This is a genomic window from Mammaliicoccus sp. RAM2 (genome assembly GCF_045897195.1).
In the GTDB taxonomy this organism is placed as follows: domain Bacteria; phylum Bacillota; class Bacilli; order Staphylococcales; family Staphylococcaceae; genus Mammaliicoccus; species Mammaliicoccus sciuri.
This window is the reverse complement of sequence record NZ_JBJNWI010000010.1, coordinates 45,926-68,396: the sequence shown is the minus strand read 5'-3', so window position 1 is coordinate 68,396 and position 22,471 is coordinate 45,926. Positions and strand designations below refer to the sequence as shown.

The 22,471-nt window shown below is 32.8% G+C and carries 18 protein-coding genes and 1 other RNA gene; 4 read left to right on the top strand and 15 right to left on the bottom strand.

Going from position 1 to position 22,471, the window contains the following annotated elements; genetic code table 11:
- Nucleotides 1-11: 11 nt before the first annotated feature.
- The gene (locus tag ACJTHF_RS13480; RefSeq protein ID WP_107609122.1) at nucleotides 12-3,440 is read right to left on the bottom strand and encodes a dynamin family protein; all 3,429 of its coding nucleotides are present in this window, start codon (nucleotides 3,438-3,440) and stop codon (nucleotides 12-14) included.
- Between the two features lie 285 nt (nucleotides 3,441-3,725).
- Between ACJTHF_RS13480 and ACJTHF_RS13475 the strand changes: the two genes are divergently transcribed.
- Together ACJTHF_RS13475 and ACJTHF_RS13470 are read left to right on the top strand one after the other, a co-directional pair.
- Nucleotides 3,726-4,205, top strand: coding sequence for a cytochrome c oxidase subunit II (locus tag ACJTHF_RS13475; RefSeq protein ID WP_107609121.1), 480 nt, complete (start codon nucleotides 3,726-3,728; stop codon nucleotides 4,203-4,205).
- The gene (locus tag ACJTHF_RS13470) at nucleotides 4,202-5,854 is read left to right on the top strand and encodes a b(o/a)3-type cytochrome-c oxidase subunit 1 (protein WP_107609120.1); all 1,653 of its coding nucleotides are present in this window, start codon (nucleotides 4,202-4,204) and stop codon (nucleotides 5,852-5,854) included. The genes ACJTHF_RS13475 and ACJTHF_RS13470 overlap by 4 nt, the downstream gene beginning before the upstream one ends.
- A gap of 885 nt (nucleotides 5,855-6,739) precedes the next feature.
- On the opposite strand, the gene ACJTHF_RS13465 is transcribed toward ACJTHF_RS13470, so the two are convergent.
- The 5 genes from ACJTHF_RS13465 to ACJTHF_RS13445 form a co-directional block, all read right to left on the bottom strand.
- Complete coding sequence (locus ACJTHF_RS13465; RefSeq protein ID WP_107609119.1) at nucleotides 6,740-7,864, bottom strand: THUMP domain-containing class I SAM-dependent RNA methyltransferase; 1,125 nt, start codon at nucleotides 7,862-7,864, stop codon at nucleotides 6,740-6,742.
- 84 nt (nucleotides 7,865-7,948) lie between these two features.
- An RNA gene (gene rnpB / locus ACJTHF_RS13460) (RNase P RNA component class B) lies at nucleotides 7,949-8,318 on the bottom strand.
- A 47-nt stretch (nucleotides 8,319-8,365) separates the two neighbouring features.
- Nucleotides 8,366-8,680, bottom strand: a complete 315-nt coding sequence (gene gpsB / locus ACJTHF_RS13455; protein WP_025905495.1) for a cell division regulator GpsB — start codon at nucleotides 8,678-8,680, stop codon at nucleotides 8,366-8,368.
- Between the two features lie 13 nt (nucleotides 8,681-8,693).
- The gene (locus ACJTHF_RS13450; RefSeq protein ID WP_107609118.1) at nucleotides 8,694-9,257 is read right to left on the bottom strand and encodes an SLOG family protein; all 564 of its coding nucleotides are present in this window, start codon (nucleotides 9,255-9,257) and stop codon (nucleotides 8,694-8,696) included.
- The gene (locus ACJTHF_RS13445; RefSeq protein WP_241489542.1) at nucleotides 9,251-9,625 is read right to left on the bottom strand and encodes a DUF1798 family protein; all 375 of its coding nucleotides are present in this window, start codon (nucleotides 9,623-9,625) and stop codon (nucleotides 9,251-9,253) included. Before ACJTHF_RS13445 ends, ACJTHF_RS13450 begins: the two co-directional genes overlap by 7 nt.
- 123 nt (nucleotides 9,626-9,748) lie before the next feature.
- On the opposite strand from ACJTHF_RS13445, the gene recU reads away from it, so the two are divergent.
- Together recU and ACJTHF_RS13435 are read left to right on the top strand one after the other, a co-directional pair.
- Nucleotides 9,749-10,375 carry a Holliday junction resolvase RecU gene (gene recU / locus ACJTHF_RS13440; RefSeq protein WP_058592357.1) on the top strand — a complete coding sequence of 209 codons (627 nt, stop codon included), beginning with the start codon at nucleotides 9,749-9,751 and terminating at the stop codon, nucleotides 10,373-10,375.
- Entirely contained in the window at nucleotides 10,372-12,693 is a 2,322-nt protein-coding gene (locus ACJTHF_RS13435; RefSeq protein ID WP_058592356.1) for a transglycosylase domain-containing protein, read from the top strand. The genes recU and ACJTHF_RS13435 overlap by 4 nt, the downstream gene beginning before the upstream one ends.
- Before the next feature lie 230 nt (nucleotides 12,694-12,923).
- Here ACJTHF_RS13435 and ACJTHF_RS13430 read toward each other — a convergent pair whose 3' ends face one another.
- The 9 genes from ACJTHF_RS13430 to ACJTHF_RS13390 all read right to left on the bottom strand — a co-directional run bounded on the left by ACJTHF_RS13430 (nucleotide 12,924) and on the right by ACJTHF_RS13390 (nucleotide 22,369).
- Complete coding sequence (locus ACJTHF_RS13430; RefSeq protein WP_107603369.1) at nucleotides 12,924-13,271, bottom strand: YpoC family protein; 348 nt, start codon at nucleotides 13,269-13,271, stop codon at nucleotides 12,924-12,926.
- Nucleotides 13,268-13,936, bottom strand: a complete 669-nt coding sequence (gene nth, locus ACJTHF_RS13425; protein ID WP_048539792.1) for an endonuclease III — start codon at nucleotides 13,934-13,936, stop codon at nucleotides 13,268-13,270. Before nth ends, ACJTHF_RS13430 begins: the two co-directional genes overlap by 4 nt.
- A complete protein-coding gene (locus ACJTHF_RS13420; RefSeq protein WP_048539791.1) occupies nucleotides 13,926-14,618 on the bottom strand; it encodes a DnaD domain-containing protein in 693 nt (230 codons plus the stop codon). Before ACJTHF_RS13420 ends, nth begins: the two co-directional genes overlap by 11 nt.
- A gap of 68 nt (nucleotides 14,619-14,686) precedes the next feature.
- Nucleotides 14,687-15,979 (bottom strand): asparagine--tRNA ligase, encoded by a 1,293-nt coding sequence (gene asnS, locus ACJTHF_RS13415; protein ID WP_048539790.1) that lies wholly within the window; start codon nucleotides 15,977-15,979, stop codon nucleotides 14,687-14,689.
- Between the two features lie 62 nt (nucleotides 15,980-16,041).
- Nucleotides 16,042-18,735 (bottom strand): helicase C-terminal domain-containing protein, encoded by a 2,694-nt coding sequence (locus ACJTHF_RS13410; protein ID WP_107603370.1) that lies wholly within the window; start codon nucleotides 18,733-18,735, stop codon nucleotides 16,042-16,044.
- Between the two features lie 10 nt (nucleotides 18,736-18,745).
- On the bottom strand, nucleotides 18,746-19,714 hold the full coding sequence (locus tag ACJTHF_RS13405; RefSeq protein WP_107603371.1) for a biotin--[acetyl-CoA-carboxylase] ligase: 969 nt from the start codon (nucleotides 19,712-19,714) through the stop codon (nucleotides 18,746-18,748).
- Entirely contained in the window at nucleotides 19,701-20,912 is a 1,212-nt protein-coding gene (locus ACJTHF_RS13400; RefSeq protein WP_107603372.1) for a CCA tRNA nucleotidyltransferase, read from the bottom strand. The genes ACJTHF_RS13405 and ACJTHF_RS13400 overlap by 14 nt, the downstream gene beginning before the upstream one ends.
- 1 nt (nucleotide 20,913) lies before the next feature.
- Nucleotides 20,914-22,035, bottom strand: a complete 1,122-nt coding sequence (gene bshA / locus ACJTHF_RS13395) for an N-acetyl-alpha-D-glucosaminyl L-malate synthase BshA (RefSeq protein ID WP_232157139.1) — start codon at nucleotides 22,033-22,035, stop codon at nucleotides 20,914-20,916.
- Nucleotides 22,036-22,054: 19 nt separating this feature from the next.
- Nucleotides 22,055-22,369, bottom strand: a complete 315-nt coding sequence (locus ACJTHF_RS13390; protein WP_107603374.1) for a nucleotide pyrophosphohydrolase — start codon at nucleotides 22,367-22,369, stop codon at nucleotides 22,055-22,057.
- Nucleotides 22,370-22,471 lie beyond the last annotated feature (102 nt).

Below are 22,471 nucleotides of genomic sequence, written 5' to 3'. Positions count from 1 at the left end.
ATTGTGCTCCTTTATATCTCTTTCAAGACGTTTTCGATTTTTTCTATTACATCGTTATCAATATTCACAGATAAGTAATCTTCAATAAGATGAATCGTCTCTTGATTATACTGTTCGATGTACGACTCACCTATTGTATCATAATGTTCCAAATTCTTAGTTAACGCTTCATTAAATGTCATAATTGGATGGTCAATAAGCTTCATTGTATCATTTAAAATCTCATTTTGTGTTTCTTTTACTTTAGATGTCTTAATTAAATCTTTCTTACTCACCGAATTGATCGTTTGTTTCGCAATATCTTGAACTTGAATGCTAATCGGTTCCGGATTGATTTCATTTTTAAAGTCATGCTTAAACTTAGAGATTAAAATAGAAGCATCATTTAATTCAACAATTGTTGGTGTTAATAAATCATCAAATGTTCTCGCATAAAAATTCTTTAATCTTTCTACGATAAGCGAGCTTTCTAAACTTAATTTCTGATTTAAATCATCTACATAATATTTCGTACTCATTTGCAGCGATTGTTTAAATTGATCCGTTACAGTTGATGTATTGAAATGTTTTTTGACAATATCATTTAATTGTATATTCAATCTGTCTTTCAAGTAATACAGTTGATCATGAATTTCTTTTTCAAGTTGATGATGTGATTTAATAACAATTTGGTTGGTAAAGTTCTGTTTATCTTTATAACTGAGTAAAGTTGATTTTCTCTTTTCAAGCTGTGCTTTATCTTGTCTATACGTATGCACCATTTGTTCTAATTCATTTGTCAGTTGTTTAATTCTAGACTCTACTTGTGACTTGAGCACTTGCTTACTTTCAACTTTAACAAAGTGATCTAACGCTTCCATAAGTCGTTTAAACTGATCATCATGTGATTTCAATGCTTGTTTACTTGAAACTGGATAACACTCAGGTTTAATGTTCAATGCATCTAATGATGATTCTACATAAGATATAACAGCTTGTTTATCTTGTTCAGATTCTGCTAAATCAATGGCGTTAATGACAAATTTCAAACCTTGTGATTGTTGTAAATTATTCATATCACGCATGTAAGTTAAGAACTCACCGTCTTTATCAGTAAAGGCGTGATTATAATAACTAACATAAATAATTAAGTCACTTGATGCAATAATTTGTTCAGTCTCTCTCGTATGTCTTTGGTTATTAGAATTCAGTCCCGGTGAATCGATAATAATCTTGTCTTTTAACCATGCTTCTTCAAGTCTTAAATTAATTTTGTGTACAAAGGCAGCATGCGTATCATCAGCTGTTAACTTCTCTAGTTCTTCTATATCGAATGTGACAGATTTGCCTTCTTTTAAGACATCTTTGTAATGGTTAAAGTTTGTCTCGATTGCTTCAAAGAATGCTAGATGATTACTCGATAATGAAGGATGTTGTTTAATCTCTTTATCTTCTATAAACGATTCAATTGTAGAGTACTGTTTATTGGCGAACTCTGTTATATGGTTAATCTCTTCTAATAATTGCTCATAAGTCTTAAATGACACTTCTTGTTCAGTACCGTAGCTAATTTCAGTAATACTTGCTGTAGTTGGATTTGGTGAACTTAACAGCACTGGCTTTTGTAAGATGGCATTAATTAAACTACTCTTACCTGCACTAAATGTTCCGAATACCGCAATCTTTGTGATATTATGCTCTATTCTTTCAACTTGGCTTTCGATATTATGAACTTCACCTTCAAATAACGGCAATTTCTTTAAATGATTGATTTGATCTTTAAGTTGATGAATATTATTGTCTTGTTGTTCCGTTTGAACTTCTTTGTATTGTTGTTTCGTTTCTTTCTTATCTTCTAGGTTAAGGTCATTTATATGAATAAAATGTCTATCAATTAACTTATCAATAGATTCATCAAGATGAATATAATAATGTTGATAATTATTCGTAATGAGTGATGTTTTTAAATTCTTAAATTCAACATATGTTTCATATTCATTTAATTGATTCGTTTCTTCATTCGATTCGTTATGCACTTCACTCGCATTAACGACTTCTTCGATTAATTGATTTGTTTCATTGCGTATTTTTCGATTAATCATTTCTGTAATGCCTTTAGAATAAATTAACACGTAATCATTTGTAATGGACGTTTGTTCTTGTACATGACCACTTAATTCTTCTTTACTAATCGTATATTGTTGGTTGATGATTTTCTCGAATAAGTCTGCATCTTGAATGTATTTGCTTAAGTTCTCTATTGATCTAATCCATACTTTCGTAATTTCATCGTGAATTTTGATGTCTAAAGCTTCTTTCACTTGTTCAAGCGTTTCTTCTTGAATCATCGCTTTCTTCTTATCTTTATTAAATAGCCCTTTAACTTTATAGTCTTTAGCAGTTGTTTCTAAATAATGACGAATTGTTTCTCGCATTTCGTACGGCATCAAATAAGCGTTATCTAAAATTTCTTTGCGCTTTTCTTTTAAATTTGAAGTGAACTGATCTTTATCTTGAATTAATGATTGTTCACTTTGGACGTTGAATTTCTCTTTGTATGCTTGATAATCGTCATCGAACGTTTCTTCAGTAGAATCAATATCAGAAAGAATCGTTTCCATATGTTGATTAATATATTTCAGTTGTTCTTGTTTAATGTAATTCGTCACACGGTCTATAAATACTTGGTGTTCCGTACGTTGTTGGTCAAGCTGATGGATATATTGATTGAATAACTGCTTCTCATTGTTAGGCGTATCATATTTAGAAACATAAAATATCTTCTCTAAATTCAGTTTCCAATCTGTAACGGCTTTGTTGACACGATTTTTATAAGTATCAAACGAGATTTCATCTTCATCATGTTTATCGACTTGGTTCACAACTAATATTACCGGAATATCCAATTTATTTAATGATTTAATAAAATTAAAATTCATATCCGACTGCACATGGTTATAGTCGACTGTATAAAATACATAATTAGATGTCAGCAAATATTGAAAAGCACTTTCTCTATGGTTATCACTCATAGAATCGACACCAGGTGTATCTTGGAAAGTAAATCCTTTATTAAATTTATCTGATGTAAATTCAATTTCAATAGATTCCACTTCTCTATCTTCTGTATTAAGCCTTTTAACATCTTCTTGATTATCTACAACTGTATATTGATTGTTGTTTAAATTAACGGAAATGCTGTTTTTGTCTGAAGAAATCAGTTGAGCTGTGTTACTAGTTGTCGGGACAGGAGAACTTGGTAATATATTTTGTCCGATAACATTGTTAATTAATGTAGATTTCCCTGCTGAAAAATGTCCGACAAAACTCACTGTATATTGTTCGTTATATATTTTTTTAATCATTTCATTGATTTGTTTAATTAATTGTTGGTTAGATGACTTTTCAATTTCTTTTTTTAATTTGTAAAGTAAATCTAATGATGCTTGATTACGATCCATTTTAATTCCCCTTTATTTTTACACAAATAATTTAAATAGTGTGATTTACATCACATTAATTTTTTTATCTCTATTCTATTATAAATAATGAAGAGAATATAAGAAAGGATGAATAAAATGACAGTGCAAAATAATGACCTAAACAAGAATAATGATGACCACTCTCATGATGATCTGGATTTAAGAGGCACACTGTATTCAGTTTTCACATTAGGAGGCATCTTTGCAGTATTATGGGTAATTTGTTTTATTTTATTTTTAGTAAGAATTTAAGGGGTGAAATCTGTGCATAAATACGAAAAGTTATGGCTAAAAGTCGGCATAAGCTCATTAGTCATTTTCTTAACAATTTTGATGATTACAGGTTTGCATAATGGACACACGCCAGCCGCTTCTGGTAGAGACTATGTCAATCCTGATAAAGTCGATCAAATCGAACCTTTCAATAAACCAGGTTTACACAAAATTAGCGGCAAAGATTACGACTATGAATTAGTAATTCTTGCTTCAGCTTTCAATTATCAGCCAGGTAAAGTCGAAATTCCTAAAGGTTCGAAAGTAAAAATCATTGCGACAAGTAAAGATACTTTGCATGGATTTAGTTTACCAGGAACAAACGTCAACATGATGTTAGAACCTGGACATATTAGTGAATATTACAAGACATTCAATGAGAAACGCGAATATTTAGTCATCTGTAATGAATATTGTGGTATCGGACATGCAGATATGAAGTCGATGATAAAGGTTGTGGATAAAAAATGATAACGCGATTAAATAAGAATGATAGCAAACTTGTGATGGCGCATATGTATGTAGCCATTGGTTGTTTAATCCTTGGTGGACTAGCAGGATTATTACAAACATTTGTAAGATCAGGTTTATTACAATTACCTAAACAAATTTCTTATTATCAAATCTTAACGGTGCACGGTATCGTATTAGCATTGGTACTGACAACTTTCTTTATCTTAGGATTTCAATTTTCTGCAGTAGCTAAGACATCTGGACATTTAACGTCTGTTCAAAGAAAGTTCGGTTGGGTTGGATTTTGGGTAATGATTCTTGGTACGCTCATGGCAGCAACAATGGTTCTATTAAACAAAGCCACTGTTTTATATACTTTTTATGCACCATTAAAAGCACATGCTATTTTCTATATTGGTATGGCGCTTGTTGTTGTAGGTAGCTGGATTTCTACAGTTGGACAAATTTTGAAATATGTAGAGTTTAAGAAGAAAAATCCAGGTAAGAAATCTCCCCTACTGAGCTACATGGTAGCAATCAACGGGGTAATGTGGATTGTATGTTCATTAGGTGTTGCTGCGACAGTACTCCTTCAATTAATTCCTTGGTCATTAGGTTTAGTTGAAAGAGTAGACGTAACATTAAGTAGAACATTGTTTTGGTATTTTGGTCATGCACTTGTTTATTTTTGGTTGTTACCAGCTTACATGTGTTGGTATGCAATTGTGCCAAAGATTATCGGTGCAAAAGCATTCTCAGACAATTTAGCAAGAATGTCATTTATGCTATTCTTATTCTTCAGTATTCCAGTTGGGATACACCACCAATTAGTTGAACCAGGTATTGATGATACATGGAAATACTTACAAGTTGTATTAACATTTATGGTTGTTATTCCATCAATGATGACAGCATTTAGTTTGTTTGCAACATTTGAAAATTACGGCCGTTCTAATGGATATAAAGGATTGTTTACATGGTTTAAATCTTTACCATGGAATGACGCAAGATTCGTATTACCATTCTTAGGTATGTTAGCCTTTATTCCAGGTGGCGCAGGTGGATTAGTTAACGCATCTGCACAAATGAATGGATTAATTCACAATACAATTTGGGTAACTGGACACTTCCATTTAACAATCGCTTCCGCGGTCATCATGACTTTCTTCGGAATCATGTACTGGTTAATACCTCATTGTACAGGTAGAAAACTAACTAAATTCACAAATAAATTAGCGCTTATGCAAGGTTATACTTGGGCAATCGGTATGACAATTATGAGTGGTGCTATGCACTATGTTGGATTAGTAAAAGGCGCACCAAGAAGATCAACATATTCAGAATATGGCGGTGCTAAACAAGCTGCTGAATGGATACCATATCAAGTATTACAAGCAGTCGGGGGAACAATTTTATTTATATCTATAATATTAGTTGTAATGGTGTTTATACATTTAGCCTTCTTATCACCTAAAGGCGAAGAAGAATATCCAGTATCAGAAGCATTAGATGAACAACAACCAGTCATTAGATTTGTTGAGAACTGGAGATTCTTAATCATCGTGACAGTATTGCTTATCTTAATTGCTTATACTGTCCCTATCGGGCAGATGTTCACAGATCCAGCACCAGGAGCTAAAGGATTAGGAGAAGGAAAACTTTGGTAATTCTAAATTAATACATTTAACTTAGAACCTTCATACAATGATGTATAATAGGAAGACTGGCAACACATCTTTAGAAGATGCGATGCTAGTCTTTTTTGTTGTGTGGGGTTTGGGGGTGGTGGTTGTAATGAATATCTCTTGTCTAAATCTATTGGAGAAGCATGGTAATGAGTCGAGTCTTGTCTTAACGTCCAACTTAAGCCAAGAGATAGCTCAAGTTGTGGCTTAATGTCCTACTTAAGCCAAGAGATTATCTAAGTCTTGTCTTAACGTCCAAATTAAGCCAAGAGATTACCTAAGTCGTAGCTTAACACCTAACTTAAGCCAAGAGATTACCTAAGTCTTGGCTTAACGTCCAAATTAAGCCAAGAGATTACCTAAGTCGTAGCTTAACGACCTAATTAAGCCAAGAAATCGTCCAAGTCATGGCTTAAAGCCTAACTTAAGCCAAGAGATCAGCCTAAGTCATGGCTTAACGCCCAACTTAAGCTAAGAGATTAGCCAAGTCATAGCTTAAAGTCCTAATTAAGCCAAGAGATTACCTAAGTTGTAGCTTAACGACCTAATTAAGCCAAGAGATTACCTAAGTCGTAGCTTAACGACCAAATTAAGCCAAGAAATCGTCCAAGTCATGGCTTAACGTCTAACTTAAGCCAAGAGATTAGCCTAAGTCATGGCTTAACGCCCAACTTAAGCCAAGAGATTAGCCTAAGTCATGGCTTAACGCCCAACTTAAGCTAAGAGATTAGCCAAGTCATAGCTTAAAGTCCTAATTAAGCCAAGAGATACTTGATATACCTCAAACCATACATCCCTACTATCCCCCAAACCAAAAAACCACCTGCTCTGCAGGTGGTTTCCGCTTTTCTACTTACTTCCTACTATCTATTTATTTCGTTTGCCCCAATATTGATAGTACGTACATTCGATATAGCCGTTAAATAGTTTTCTTCTTTTTGTGGCTTTCTTACCTACTAATGGTTCAAATTCTTTATAGCTTGTAAGCATATATAATGATGCTTGTTCGTTTTGTTTCATGATTTCGCCTAAGTGTTTGTACATTGCTTCTACTTCACTTCGTTCACCGATACGTTCGCCATATGGTGGGTTCCCGATTATTGAAACAGGTCCTTCTGGTACTTCTAGATTATGTACATCTTGGACTTTAAATTGAATGATGTCCCCTAACCCAACTTCTGTTGCATTATCTTTCGCGATTTCGATCATATTAGGATCGATATCACTTGCTATGATATTAATTTCTTTATCATATAATGCCGCATCATCTGCTTCTTGTCTGAGTTGGTCATACAAGCCTTCTGGTATGATATCCCATTCTTCACTCGCAAACTCACGATTAAATCCTGGTGCAATATTTTGAGCAATGAGTGCTGCTTCTATTGCAAGTGTACCTGAACCACAGAATGGATCTATAAATGGTGTTTCACCGCTCCAGTTTGTTAATCTTACAAGCGCTGCAGCTAATGTTTCTTTCATAGGTGCGTCACCTTGTGCCAAACGGTAACCTCTTTTATGAAGTCCAGAACCTGAAGTGTCGATTGTTAATAAAGCTTCGTCTTTCAGTAATGATACTTCAACTTGGTATTTGCTACCTGTCTCATCGATCCAACCTTTAATTTGATACGCATGTTTCAATCTCTCAACTATCGCTTTTTTAACGATTGCTTGACAGTCGGATACGCTGAATAATTTAGATTTAACACTTTTTCCTTGAACTGGGAACATACCTTGAGCGCCAATCACATCTTCCCATGGTAATGATTTAGTCTTTTCGAATAATTCGTCAAAAGTTGTTGCGTGGAAACGTCCTACTACGATTTTGACTCTGTCAGCAGTTCTTAACCATAAATTTGATTTAACGATTGCTGTTTCATCACCTTCGAAAAGTACGCGACCGTTTTCTACTTTTGTTTCATATCCTAATTCTTGAACTTCTCTAGCAACAATTGATTCTAATCCCATTGGACTAGTAGCGAGTAATTGATACATGCATATACTCCTTTATATTTAAATTATCATTATTTACAAATAAAAAGCTCTCCTACTTGGGAGAGCGACACTAGTAAGTGATAAATCTGTAAGCCATGTTTTGTCCTTTAGTACTGCTAACGTGTACTAGTTACACTCGTACGCCAGTGATAATCATCTGTCTGTATGATTACATACCTTCTTATTCCGTTCATTTCCGTCAAAGAAGTGCTCCTACCAATTTTGGATTGCTCACTCGAGGGGTTTACCGCGTTCCACCTTTTACATTTCTGTAAAAGCTACGTCACTGTGGCACTTTCAAACTACTTTAACCATATTATAAATAACTTAGGTTATTTCGTTGCCGTCAATTATTTGCCCTGGCTTATTGTTTCGCCAAGCACGAACACTACATTCATCTCAGAATGTGTGAGCATGGACTTTCCTCTACTTAACGTAGCGATTATCCGAAATACCACTCAACAAAGAATTATAGCATAAACGACGTTAAATAACTATCATTTATTCGCCGAATACTGCTTTTTCAAGATTAGAAATTCGTTTTAAGATATCTACATTATTGGAATTGTATTGTTGTGAACCTTGTGGTCTGCCTGACGCGACACGGATTCTTAACTGTTCGATTTCTTTTTTAAGTTTAGAATTTTCTTCTGTTAATTTGATGACTTCGTTATTTAACTCAGCCATTTTTTGATAGTCTGAAATAATGTCATCTAAAAAAGCATCTACTTCTTCAGTTTTGAAACCTCTTAAACCTCTTTCAAATTCCTTTTCATAAATATCTTTTGCAGATAGCTTTAATGTTACATCAGCCATTTTTACACCTCATTTAATATGATTCGTTGTCATTATTATAATTAAATTCCATAAAGTCTTGTAAATCCATGAATGTAATAACATTATAAGTATAGTTTGTCTTTTCAGCAAAATCAACTAACTTACTTTTGAAGTATTTAGGTGATGCTTCTTGTTCATCATCATAAAATAAAATTGTCTTTTCAGTGTTATCGAGTATAAATTCATTAGCTTGTTGAAATTGAAATCCACCTTGATAGTCACTTTGATGAATCGCATTGACATAGTCTGCTTGTGCGACAATATTGTGATAAGCTTGTTGGTTTGTTTCATTCCATTTATTATAATGATTTAAAAATGGCGTCAATATCGCAAGTTTCAATTGTGGGTATTTATTTTTCATTTCAATGGTCACTTCAGCTGCCCATAGTTCAAATCCTAATTGTCCTGAAATAATGACCCACTCCATACCTTCTTCTATTTCTTGCTCAATTATTTCTTTAAGATATGCTTTGATGACTTTAACTTCTGGCTGTTCATTTTTAAAAATATTCAATTCAAACGGTTTGTATCCCGTAAAATATACTGACGTCATGATAAATCACCTATATGCGTATAAATATAATTTAAATCATGTTGTACAGCTTTATGCTTTTCAAAGAAGAGTTTCTTACTTGTACGTTTATAATGGCATTCTACAGATAACTCTTTGTAGTTACTAATTAAGAGTTGAAATTTCTGTTCATTCATATATTGTAATTTCAATACTGTATCTTGATGAACAGCAAGTTTATCTAACAAAACATCGACTTGTTCAACAAATGGTACGACATCTTTATAAAAGTTGTATTCGTAGTCATCCTTTGCATGTTGAAAAATATCTAGCATATCATTTAATTTATTTAAAAGATCTTGTATCATCGCTACACCTACTATTAATGAAGTTTGTATTTTAAATGTCCTCACGATAAAATGATAACATAACTAGAAAAGTTCTAGAATATTTATGTATCATTAAAAACTTTTGTAACTTATAATGAAATAAGGTATAATGTTTAGAGTTTTATGATATGAAGCTAGGTGATGAATTTGAATTATCCAAACGGAAAAAAAGTTACAAAAAATACTTCTAAAGTCTCAATTCAAAACGACCCAAAATATAGTAGAATACAATATGGTAAACGGGGTATGAGATTAGAGGAGGAAATTGATAAATCCAATGAATACTTCAGATTAGAAAATATAGCCGTTATTCATAAGAAACCAACACCTATTCAAATTGTTGATGTTGACTACCCTAAAAGACAAAAAGCGGTCATTAAAGAAGCTTATTTTAGAAAGCCTTCAACAACAGATTATAATGGTGTTTATAATGGATACTATATTGACTTTGAAGCTAAGGAAACGAAAAATAAGACAAGTTTCCCTTTAAATAATATCCACGATCACCAAGTATCACATATGGAACAAGTACTAAACCAAAAAGGCATATGTTTTTTGTTGATAAAATTTAGCTATCATGATAGCGTATTTTTATTGCCTTTTAGGAAGTTTATGGTATATTGGGACAGATATAAATCTGGAGGGAAAAAGTCCATCACACTTAAAGAGATTGAAAATGATGGTTACTTAATACCAATCCAATTTAAACCAAGAATTAACTACATAACAATAGTTGATCAATTGATAAAAACAGAAAGTGAGGCGCTCAAATGAGTCAATCAAAAGCTTCTAATAGTAAAAATGGTAAAGAACAACCTAAAAAGAAAAGGAATATCAAACGGACGATTATTAAGGTGTTCGGTATTCTCGTGCTAGCATTCTTAGCAATGGTAATCGTAGGTGTTCTCGTATTTGCATATTATGCTTGGAAAGCTCCTGCTTTCAATGAAAGTGCGCTTAAAGACCAATTACCAACTAAAATTTATGACAAAAATAATAAACTTGTCACGACCCTTTATATGGGACAAAAGAGAGAACATGTTAAGTTTGATGAAGTACCAGACAAAATGAAAGATGCTGTATTAGCAACTGAGGATAATCGCTTCTATGATCATGGTGCATTAGATTATAAACGTTTATCTGGAGCAGTCATGAAGAACTTTACAGGTGGCTTTGGTTCACAAGGTGCATCTACATTAACACAACAAGTTGTAAAACGTTCATTCTTAACTGATAAGAAATCAATTGAAAGAAAAGCTCAAGAAGCTTACCTTTCATATAGATTAGAGCAAGAATATTCTAAAGATGAAATCTTTGAAATGTACTTAAACAAAATCTATTACTCAGATGGTATTTACGGTTCTCAAACAGCAGCTAAATATTATTTCAATAAGAAATTGAAAGATTTAAACTTAGCTGAAACAGCTTACTTAGCAGGATTACCACAAGTACCAAATCAATATAATATTTATGATAATCCTGAAGCGGCTGAAAAACGTAAAGACACTGTTCTTTATTTAATGGAAAGACACGGTAGAATCACTAAGAAAGAAATGAAAGAAGCACAAGATACACCTATCGATAAGAACTTAGTGAAACGTACAGTCGAAGAAAGAAATGACGCGATGACAGATACGCCTGATAATGAGTACGCTTCTTACATTAACTATGTTAAACAAGAAATTACTCAAAACAAAGCGTTCAAAGGTCAATCATTAAATGATATTATGACAAGCGGTCTTAAAATCTACACAAACATGGATAAAGATGTTCAAAAAACATTACAAGAGTCAGTTGATAACGGTACATTCTACAAGAATAAAGACCAAATTACTGGTTCATCTATAGTAGATACGAAGACTGGTAAATTAGTCGGTATCAGTGGTGGTAAGAATTACAAAGACGTAGTGGATAGAAACCAAGCAACAGATGTCCATCCAACAGGTTCATCTCTAAAACCGATATTAGCTTATGGGCCAGCAATTGAGAATATGCAATATGCGACAAACCATAAGTTCCAAGATGAAAGCGAATATAATATCAACGGTAGTATATTCAAGAACTATGATGGTCAAGGTCACGGTTCAGTTACAATGGCAGATGCATTAGCAAGATCATACAACATCCCAGCATTGAAATCTTGGCAAGAAACAAACCAAAATGCTGGTGAAAAAGCAGTTAAAGATTTTGCTTCTAAAGTGAATTTAAATTATAAAGATGAAATAGGACCTTCAGAAGTACTTGGTGGTTCACAATCAGAATTCTCCCCTACTCAATTAGCATCAGCATTTGCATCAATGGGTAATGGTGGAACATACAATGAAGCAAAATCAATTAGAAAAGTTGTCACTCAAGATGATGAAACTATCAAATTCTCAAGCGAAAGCCATAAAGCAATGGAAGACTACACAGCATACATGTTAACTGAAATGCTAAAAGGAACATTCCAAGCATACGGTTCAGCTTATGGATATGGAATTAACGGCGTGAACGTAGCAGCTAAAACAGGTACTGGTACTTATGGTGATGAAGTATACAATGAATATCAATTACCTGAAAATGCAGCGAAAGACGTTTGGATTACAGGTTATTCGCCACAATACACAATGTCAGTATGGATGGGCTTCAATAAAGTTAAAGAATACGGTGAAAACTCATTCTTAGGACATGATGAACAAACGAAACCACAAATATTATTCAATGAAGTTATGTCAGAAATCTCTAATTATGACGGTGCAGACTTCGAAAAACCAGATTCAGTAACAGGAAGCGGTAAAAGCTTGAGCGTTGCAGGTAATGAAGACAATGATACAACATCAAGCTCAGCACCTAGCAATAGTAATGGTAATAGTAGCAGTCAGCAAAATAATTATAACTTCTCAAATAACAATAATAATGTAACAACAAACGAACCACAGACGAATTCAAATTCATCAACAACACAACAACAGTCATCTACTAATCAGAACGTAACAACTGAAGAGCAAACGACTGAAACACCAACATCGGAAGAATCAGATTCAGACTCGGGAGATAATACTTCGGCCTCTGATGCAGCAAAACAAGCTGCCAAAGAAGAGAAAGATGACTAAGATATAGAAAAAGCATCACATCCTTTGTGGGATGTGATGCTTTTTTGATTTATATAAAAGTGTGTTAAATTATAGTCGGGTATATCGCACGAAGACACAAAGATATCGTGCGCAAGGGTATAAAAATAAGCCGTATCGCACGAAGACACAAAGATATCGTGCGCAAGGGTATAAAAATAAGCTTTATCGCACGAAGACTCGAAGATATCGTGCGATAAGGCCTATAATTTTTATTCTCCGCTTTCGCGTTGTGCGGCTCTTTTAAGTTGGATCTGATATCTCGCATTCATTCTGATTAATTCTTCTTTCAATGTTACCATTTGTCTATATCCCATAAAGTGATATACTCTATCGTTTATATAGTGGTATCGTTCTTCGAAATTCATTGGTATAACTGGATATTCTTCGATATGTGCGATATCAAATGTTTCTATTTGATTGATTTGTTCTATATAAGCGATGATTAAATGATAATATTGATCTAACAATTGATGTGCTTCACTTGTTTTAAGCTTTTTATTTTTAACAAGTGGCTCTATTTGCTGTTCAAGTTCTGTGAAGTCATTTTTTTGTATCATGCGCCCTCAACCTTTACTAACCCAGCTTTTAATCGTTTTTGCCCTTCTCTACAATCTGCAAATAATGGACATACTTCGCATTTCGGTTTACGTGCTACACAGTGATAGCGTCCAAAGAATATAAGCTGATGGTGACTTTTTGTCCATCTTTCTCTTGGAATAATGCTACATAAACGATCTTCAACTTGGCGCACATTGTCTTTAATTCTACATATTGCAAGGCGTTTAGATACGCGCTCAACGTGTGTGTCTACTGCTAATGATGGTTCTCCGAATGCTACACTCATCACAACATTCGCTGTTTTACGCCCTACACCAGCTAATGATTCTAATTCTTGATGTGTACTTGGTACGACACCATTAAAATTATCTAACAGCGATTGACAAAGTTTTTGTATATTTTTAGCTTTATTGCGGTATAAACCGATTGAACGAATGTCATTTTGTAGTTCTTCTAAACTTACATTTAAATAGTCTTCAGGTGTTTTATACTTTGCAAAAAGTGATTTCGTCACTTTGTTGACGAGTACGTCTGTACACTGTGCAGAAAGTAATACTGCGATTGTAAGTTCGAATGGATTGTCATGAACGAGTTCACATTCGGCATCTGGAAACATTTCATCAATAACATCCATCATTTCTAATGCTTTCTTTTTACTTATCATAAGGATTCTCCCCATTTACCCAATCAAAAGTCGGGATTAAATTAACATTTTGTTTTACTTTTTTAGTTTGATTAAACTTTTCACTTTCTTCTTTGGAAGATTCAACAGTAGTGATGTGCTTCTTCTTCCAGTTTAATAAAATGCGGTCGATATATTTGATGCTGAGTTTGTCTAAACTATGCGCTTCGTTAAGTGCACTCATAATGAGTTCGTTTGAATGTTTATCAGTATCAATCCAGTGGTTTAATGTTTGAACTTCTAATGGTGTTAATGGTCGACCGAAAGTGGATTCGAATTCTTGGAATAATTTCTTGAATTGTAAGTTTTGATCTTCTACTGTACCTTGTTGCATCGCTTCGTTTTTGATTAATGCAAGTTGTTCATACAAAGGATCAAATGATATGAATTCATTATATTTATGTTGGTCATCTTTTTCAATTTTAATGTCTATAATTTTTAATTGAGAAAGTTGATTAATGATATGACTCACTTCTTGTATAGATAAAGTCGTGCCACGTTGAATATCTTCTAATGGAGGCTGTAAGTTTCGATCATTCTCTTGATCTAGCAATTTAATTAGGATAACGAATTGTTTTTCATTTAATCCCAAATTGGCATAATGATCAAACAAAGCTCTTTGTACAACGACTGGCTTTTCTTTTAACATAGCACTTGTATACATATTTTCACCTACTTCATTATAAAAATATAGAGTCTGGGATCACTATTCAGCCCCAGACTCGCATATTATTATGGATATAATCGATTTAATAAACGTGGGAATGGTGCAGTTTCTCTAACGTGTTCTACGCCACTTAACCATGCTACTGTTCTTTCAAGTCCTAAGCCAAATCCACTATGTGGTACACTTCCGTATTTTCTTAAGTCAGTGTAGTAACTGTATGCTTCAGGATCTAAACCATGTTCATTAATTCTTTGATTAATTAAATCTAAATCACTAATTCTTTCAGAACCACCAATGATTTCTCCGTAACCTTCTGGTGCGATTAAATCTGCGCATAATACAGTGTCTGGATTTTCAGGGTTTGGTTCCATATAGAATGGTTTAATTTTTGTTGGATAATTAATGATAAATACTGGTTTATCATAATGGTTTGCAATTGCTGTTTCATGAGGAGAACCGAAATCGTCGCCCCACTCAATATCATCGAATCCTTCTTGATGTAAGAATGTAATGGCATCATCGTAAGTGATTCTTGGGAATGGTGTTGAAACTTGTTCTAACTTAGAAGTATCTCTTTCAAGAAGTTCTAATTCTAATTTACAATTTGCCAACACAGCTTTAACGATGTGGTGTACGTAATTTTCTTGAACTTCTAAGCTTTGGTCATGTTTCATAAATGCCATTTCGCCTTCAATCATCCAGAATTCAATTAAATGTCTTCTTGTTTTTGATTTTTCAGCTCTGAAAGTCGGACCGAAACTAAATACTCTATTATGCGCCATAGCTGCAGCTTCTAAGTATAACTGACCACTTTGAGATAAGAATGCATCTTCATCGAAATATTTCGTATGGAACAATTCACTAGTACCTTCAGGTGCGCTACCTGTTAAAATTGGTGGATCAATTTTAGTGAATCCACTTTCGTTAAAGAACTCATATGTCGCACGAATAATTTCGTTTCTAATTTTCATAACGGCATGTTGACGTTTAGAACGTAACCATAAATGTCTGTGATCCATTAAGAATTCTGTACCATGATTTTTTGGTGTGATTGGATAATCATATGATTCTGAAATGACTTCTACACCACTTACTTGCATTTCATATCCAAATTTAGAACGGTCATCTTCTGTAATTGTACCCGTAACATAAACAGATGTTTCTTGTGTTAATGATTTAGCTAATTGGAAGATGTCTTCTGATACTTCAGCTTTCACAACAACCCCTTGCATAAATCCTGTTCCGTCTCTTAATTGTAAAAATGCTATTTTCCCACTTGATCGCTTGTTTGCAATCCAAGCACCGATTGTCACTTCTTGATTGACATAATCTTTAGCTTGTTTAATCGTAATATTCATTATTATTTCTCCTATTCAAATAAATTACCTATAGTTATTTTATCAAATTATGCATACAACTGCTATCTGTTTGGATATTTTCTTAGTTTATCTTGGAATTTATTTAAATCGCCTTCAATAACAGGTATTTCACCTAAAGCATTTATGAAATATTTACTGTAATTACTATCTAGTATTCTTCTATCAAAACAAATTAATAAACCTTGGTCATGCTTGTTTCGAATTAATCGACCAATGCCTTGTCTGAACTTAGTTACTGCGTCTGGTAAGACAAAGTCTTTAAAGGGATTGTCAAATTCATCTTTCATTAAATGGTATCGTGGATCATCTTGATGTATAAATGGTAATTTCGTCATCATGACACATTTAATACCTGAAGATTGGTAATCAAACCCTTCAAAAAATGATAAAGTGCCAAGTAAAATGGTTTTATCAAATTGGTTAAACTGTTGTACGAGTTTATACACGTGTGAATGTTGTTGCTGCATCAATACGACATAATCATCAAATATTTCAAGTTCTTCCATATATCGGTATGCTTGATACAACATAGAATAATTCGTAAACAGTACTAAACATTTTTGATTGGTTTCACTAACAAATGTAGATAAATAACTAATAATCGTTTCAATATAGTCATCTTGTTGATGATATTGATAAGTTGGCATATTTTGCGGTACAAAACATGTTGCTTGATTTTTTAAGTCATAAATATCATTTAAATAATACGTGTTAAATTGAATGTCTTCAGGAAACATGGATTTAAATGATGTAAATGAATGATTAACGGTTAATGTTCCTGAAATGAAAATATTGCTATTGAATTGTTCAATAAACACTTCATTCAATAAATCTTTTACTTCTGCTTTTTTAACAAAGAGTGAAAGTGTAGATTTCTGAGAAATTTTCTTAATGGATACGAATGGCACTTGACCAGACTTAATCATGTTATAAATTTTAGTATATTGATGATAGATATAAATTAACTCTTTCTTGAATGCTTTTACATGTGCATGTGAGTATGATTTAAATCTAGATAATATTTGGTTGATTGTACTAATTTGTCGTTTAAATATTTCAGATATATTCGCGACATCAATATCATAGAAGTAATGTATTTGTTTGTCATCTTCATGAGATTCTTGATGCTTATCTGAAATTTGAGCCATTAAATCATCAAATAGTTGTTCGTTTTGTTCATGCAGTAAATCAATATCACGCTTCAATTGATAAATATCAATTGGTTCAATTGGGTATTGCTCTATGACTCTTCTATTTTCTAATTTATCTAATCGTTTAAATAATTTTTCTTGCTCATTTTTACCTAATAAACCGAGATGATATTTAATATGTTGGTAACTTAAATCATCTGTCACTTGGTTAAGTGCGTAATCTTGAATGCGATGTGCTTCATCAACAATGATATGTTTGAACAATTGATATACCGTATCTTCAGTGCTATGTTGTAACAAGTGTGCATGATTCGTAATACCAATCTCTACATGTTGCGCACTCTCTTTAATAAATTGATAGTAATGTATATCATTCTTAAACGGTACATAAGTCGTGCGTTTTTGGTCAAAGAAGACTTTTTGACCGCCTTTAAGATGGAGCTCTTCAATGTCACCTGTTTCAGTTTCAAGAATCCATACAAGCAACTGCATTTTTAAAATTGTCGCTTCATAGTTGTCTGTATCATCTTGTAATATATTTAAGATTAAACCTAGCGAAATATAATGATCTTTACTTTTAATAATCATTGCTTTTAAGTCTAAATCTAATGCATTTAAGACTTTATTAAATTCTTGTTCTAAAAGTTGATTTTGAAGTAACTTCGTATGTGTTGAAACGAGAATGTGCTCACCTGTCTCTAAATAATACAATAATGCAGCGAGCACAAAGCTCATTGATTTCCCGCTTCCAAGTGGTGCTTCAATCAAAGCATTCTCATTATGCATTAAAGAATCAAACAATTGCTGAACGAGTTGATATTGTTCTTTACGATAATCGAAGTTAAATGTTTTAAGTATTCTATCATAAGCTTCATCAAGCGTAATGGATGTTCGATCGCTTGAATGACGTATAGGCATTTGCTTTAAATAATGGATGTTCTGGTACTTTTTAATATTGCGATTATGCGTTTCAGAACTTTGATGTGTTCTTACAAGTTCAAATAGAACGTCTTTTAAATCATGCTTTAACGATTTAGATAAATAATAAAGTTGTTTAATGGTATCAATCGGAAGACTATTTATTTTTTTTATGGCTTTAATTAACAATAGTGCAGTTGCTTTAGCATCCTCATAAGCACTATGCGCTTGGTTTAAATCAACTTGTAACGATTGACTTAATTCACTTAACTGATAACTTTCTTCGTTTGGAAATGCGATTTTAAACAATTCCATCGTATCAATAGTTAATTTAGGTTCAAATTGTATTTGATACTTTTCGAAATGGGATTTGAGAAAGTTTAAATCAAATAGAACATTATGCGCGACAAATACACAATCTTTCAACAAGTTAAATAAAGATTGACTAATCTCTTCGAAGTATGGAGCTTCTTCTAAGTCTAATTCATTTATATTGGTTAAGGCTTGGATGAAAGATGGAATTTCCAAATCCGTTTTCACATATGAATGATATGTATCGATAATTTGGTTATTTTCTATAAATGTTATCCCAATTTGTATAATTTCATCATATTGAATTTGGTTTCCAGTTGTTTCTAAATCTACAACAGCGTATCTTTGCGCCATATTATCTCTCCTATATTTCGATATCTGCACTCATAAATTGGTGTAATTGACCATCATCAGATATCACGGTTAAGAACCCATTATCTTGTATATCAATTGCTCGACCAAATACTTGTTTTTTACCTTCTGTATAAGTTAATTTTTTGTCCCAAATCATACTTTTAGTTTTATATAACTCTTTGATTTCACTGAATGGTAATTCTAAAAATTGATTGTACCTCAGTTCAATGGCTTCAATTAATAATTTTAAAAATTGATAAGGTTCTATTGATTGTTCGTTTTCTATTTTTAAGCTTATCGCGCGCGATTGACCAGCATGATCGAAATCTTCTTGTGTTTGGTTTAAATTAATACCAATTCCACAAATAATCGCATTGACGCTATCGGTATCTGCAATCATTTCTGTTAAAAAGCCACAAACTTTTTTATCGCCTATATAAATATCATTTGGCCATTTAATTTTACTTTGAATGTCATAATGCTGTTCCATAACTTCTTGAATTGCAAGACTTATAAAGAGATTAAAAGTCGACATTCTTTGAATTGGTATATCTGGGCGTAATACAACTGACATCCAAAGCCCTTTACTTTTAAGAGATGACCATTCTCTTTGGAAACGCCCTCTTCCATTTGTTTGTTCATCACTCAAAACAATAAAGTCTTGATCAATCTCAGTAACACGAGACTTGGCTAACAATTGTGTTGAATCCACTTGTGTTTGAACAATAGCAAGATTCAATATACTTTGATCTTGAAGTGTAATATTCACAATGTCTTCTTGCCAAGTTAAAGGGATTTCTGAGATTTTATACCCTTTATTAGAAATAGACTCAATTTCAAAGCCTTCTTTTCTCAATTGATCGATGACTTTTTTAACTGTTACACGTGAACAATTTAACGTTTCAGCTATATGTTGTCCTGACAAATATTCATTATTTTGATATAAATATTTAATAATTTCATGTTTATATTTTGACATTCTCTCGCACCCATTCTATTAAATCATTTTCTGTGTTATATACTTTATGGTTAATGACAGCTTGTTCAACTTTATTTAAAATATCTTTTATCCATGGTCCACCTTTTTTATTAAATGTAGCCATCAATATTTGACCGTTAATTTGTAATTCTGATTTATCATATATAGGTAGTTTATCATATATTTCATCAATTACACGGTCATTCATAATTGTAGGATGTATAGAGATATTCAGTTGTGCATTATGCTCGGAAATAAAGTGAATGATTTCTTTCATTTTATCACGATGATACGTATATACGAGATGAATCATATCTTGCTTTGAAATGTTATTTTCAGAAAGTGATATCAATAATTGATAGTATGATGAGATATCGCGCTTTTCTTGATTACTGATTTTCAAACTGTTCAAGCTTGTTAAATCTAATTCGTATAAATAACATAATGCAGCAACCCATAAATTGAAATGGGCATGTTCTGGCATGAAGATATTAGTTTGGTTGATTTCTTTGAAAAAAGGTATACATTTAAATATTTCTAGTTCATGAGCGGTCTTTTTTGTATCATGAATATATTTACCTTGAATCATTTTTTTTAGTTCAACAACAATTCTTTCAATTGCGATGGCATTTAAAGAATGTGCTGTTTGATGCATGGCGTCTTTAGTATCGTGATCAAGTGCAAAGCCAGTCTGTGCTTGGAATCTTACACCTCTCATAATACGTAATGCGTCTTCTTCCATTCGATCAATAGGTGTTCCGACTGCTTTTATGATTTTGGATTGTATATCGTTTAACCCGTTGAAATAATCGTGAAGTTGATAAGACTTATCCATAGCGATAGCATTCATTGTGAAATCTCTTCTTGCTACGTCTTCATATAAATCCGTTACAAATTGAACAGATGCTGGCCGTCTATGATCAACATAATCCCCGTCTTTTCTAAATGTTGTGACTTCAAACTGTTGATTTTCACCCATTACAATCATCGTGCCATGCTCTTTGCCAATTGGTAAAGTCTTATCAAATAATTGTTCAACTTCATCAGGTAAAGCACTCGTTGTGATATCAACGTCTGAAATTTCTTTCTCCATTAAATAGTCTCTTACAGAACCACCGACAAAATATGCTTGATGTCCATTACATTCAAGTGTTTCAATTATCCATTTCGCATCTTCAAATACTTGATATTCACGCATATTATTCTCCTAACATATCGTTGTAGCAAGCTTCGTATTGATCTGCAATCACTTTAGATGAGAATCTTTCACAAACATCTTGAATCATAGCACTTTGCATTTTGTGATAAAGTTCTGAATCTGTTAATAATTTAACCGCATATTCACTCGCTTTATCCGTATCACCGACGTCAACCGTATAACCTGTTTCACCGTTTTTAATGACTTCTTTAATACCACCTGCATTAGTACCAATCGGCACGACACCTGTAAGCATAGCTTCAAGCAATACAAGTCCAAAGCTTTCTTTTTCACTTAATAACAACGTTAAATCAGACATTTGATAGAAGATATTCACTTCATCTTGTTTACCTAAAAATAGAACTTGGTCTTCAATATTAAGTTGTTTAATTTGTTCTCTTGCCACTTGTAATTCAGGACCATCACCTATCAGTAATAATTTAGATTTAATTTGTTTGTTAACTTTGTAGAAAGTATCAACGACATCTGGTACGCGTTTAACTTTTCTAAAGTTTGATACAAATGTGATGACTTTTTCATCTTCTTCTATACCATAACGGCTTCTTAAATCTGTATTATAAATTTGTGGGAAACTTTCTTCCTGCACAAAATTGTATATTGTTTTGATTTCTTTATCAGGTTCTATAATGTCGTATGTTTCTTGTTTAAGACTATCACTGACACTTGTCACAACGTTACTCTTTTCAATACCGAATCGAATGGCACTTTGTAATGATGTATCATAACCTAATACTGTAATATCTGTTCCATGCAGAGTCGTCATGATTTTGACATCTTTTCCGGATATTTGGCGCGCTAAAATACCACAAATCGCATGCGGAACGGCATAGTGCATATGTAATATATCCAAGTCGTAATCGTTAATGACGTCTGCAATTTTTGCACTTAATGTAATATCATATGGTGGATATTGGAATACAGAATATTGATTTACGTCAACTTGATGAAATGTTACGTTTGGAACAGGCTCTCTCATTCTAAAAGGCATATTAGAAGTAATAAAGTGGATTTCATGACCTCTTTTTGCCATTTCCAAACCAAGCTCAGTTGCAACAATTCCTGAGCCCCCCATTGATGGATAACAAGTTATACCGATTTTCATATTAATCCTCCATTATGACTTATTTACGTTCAAATCTATCTTTATCTCTTACATTGAATTTATTCATTGTATCTTGGAAACTTTTATTTAAATCTATATCTAAAGAATTTGCTAAACAAATTAAGACGAATAAATTATCACCTAATTCAGCTTCTATTGTATTGTCTTCTTCTGTTGGTTTCTTTTTCTTTTCACCATGACTATGATTAATTTCTCTAGCTAGTTCTCCAACTTCTTCTGTTAATCTTGCTAAATTTGCTAATGGCGAAAAATAACCTGTTTTAAACTGAGAAATATATTGATCAACTTCATATTGCATCTCTTTCATGTCCATAAAACTTCCTCCTCACCTATCTTTTATATCTCTATATAAAAGAACTCACATAATAAAATTATATATGATAATCACGCATAATGACAACGTAATAAGCTTATA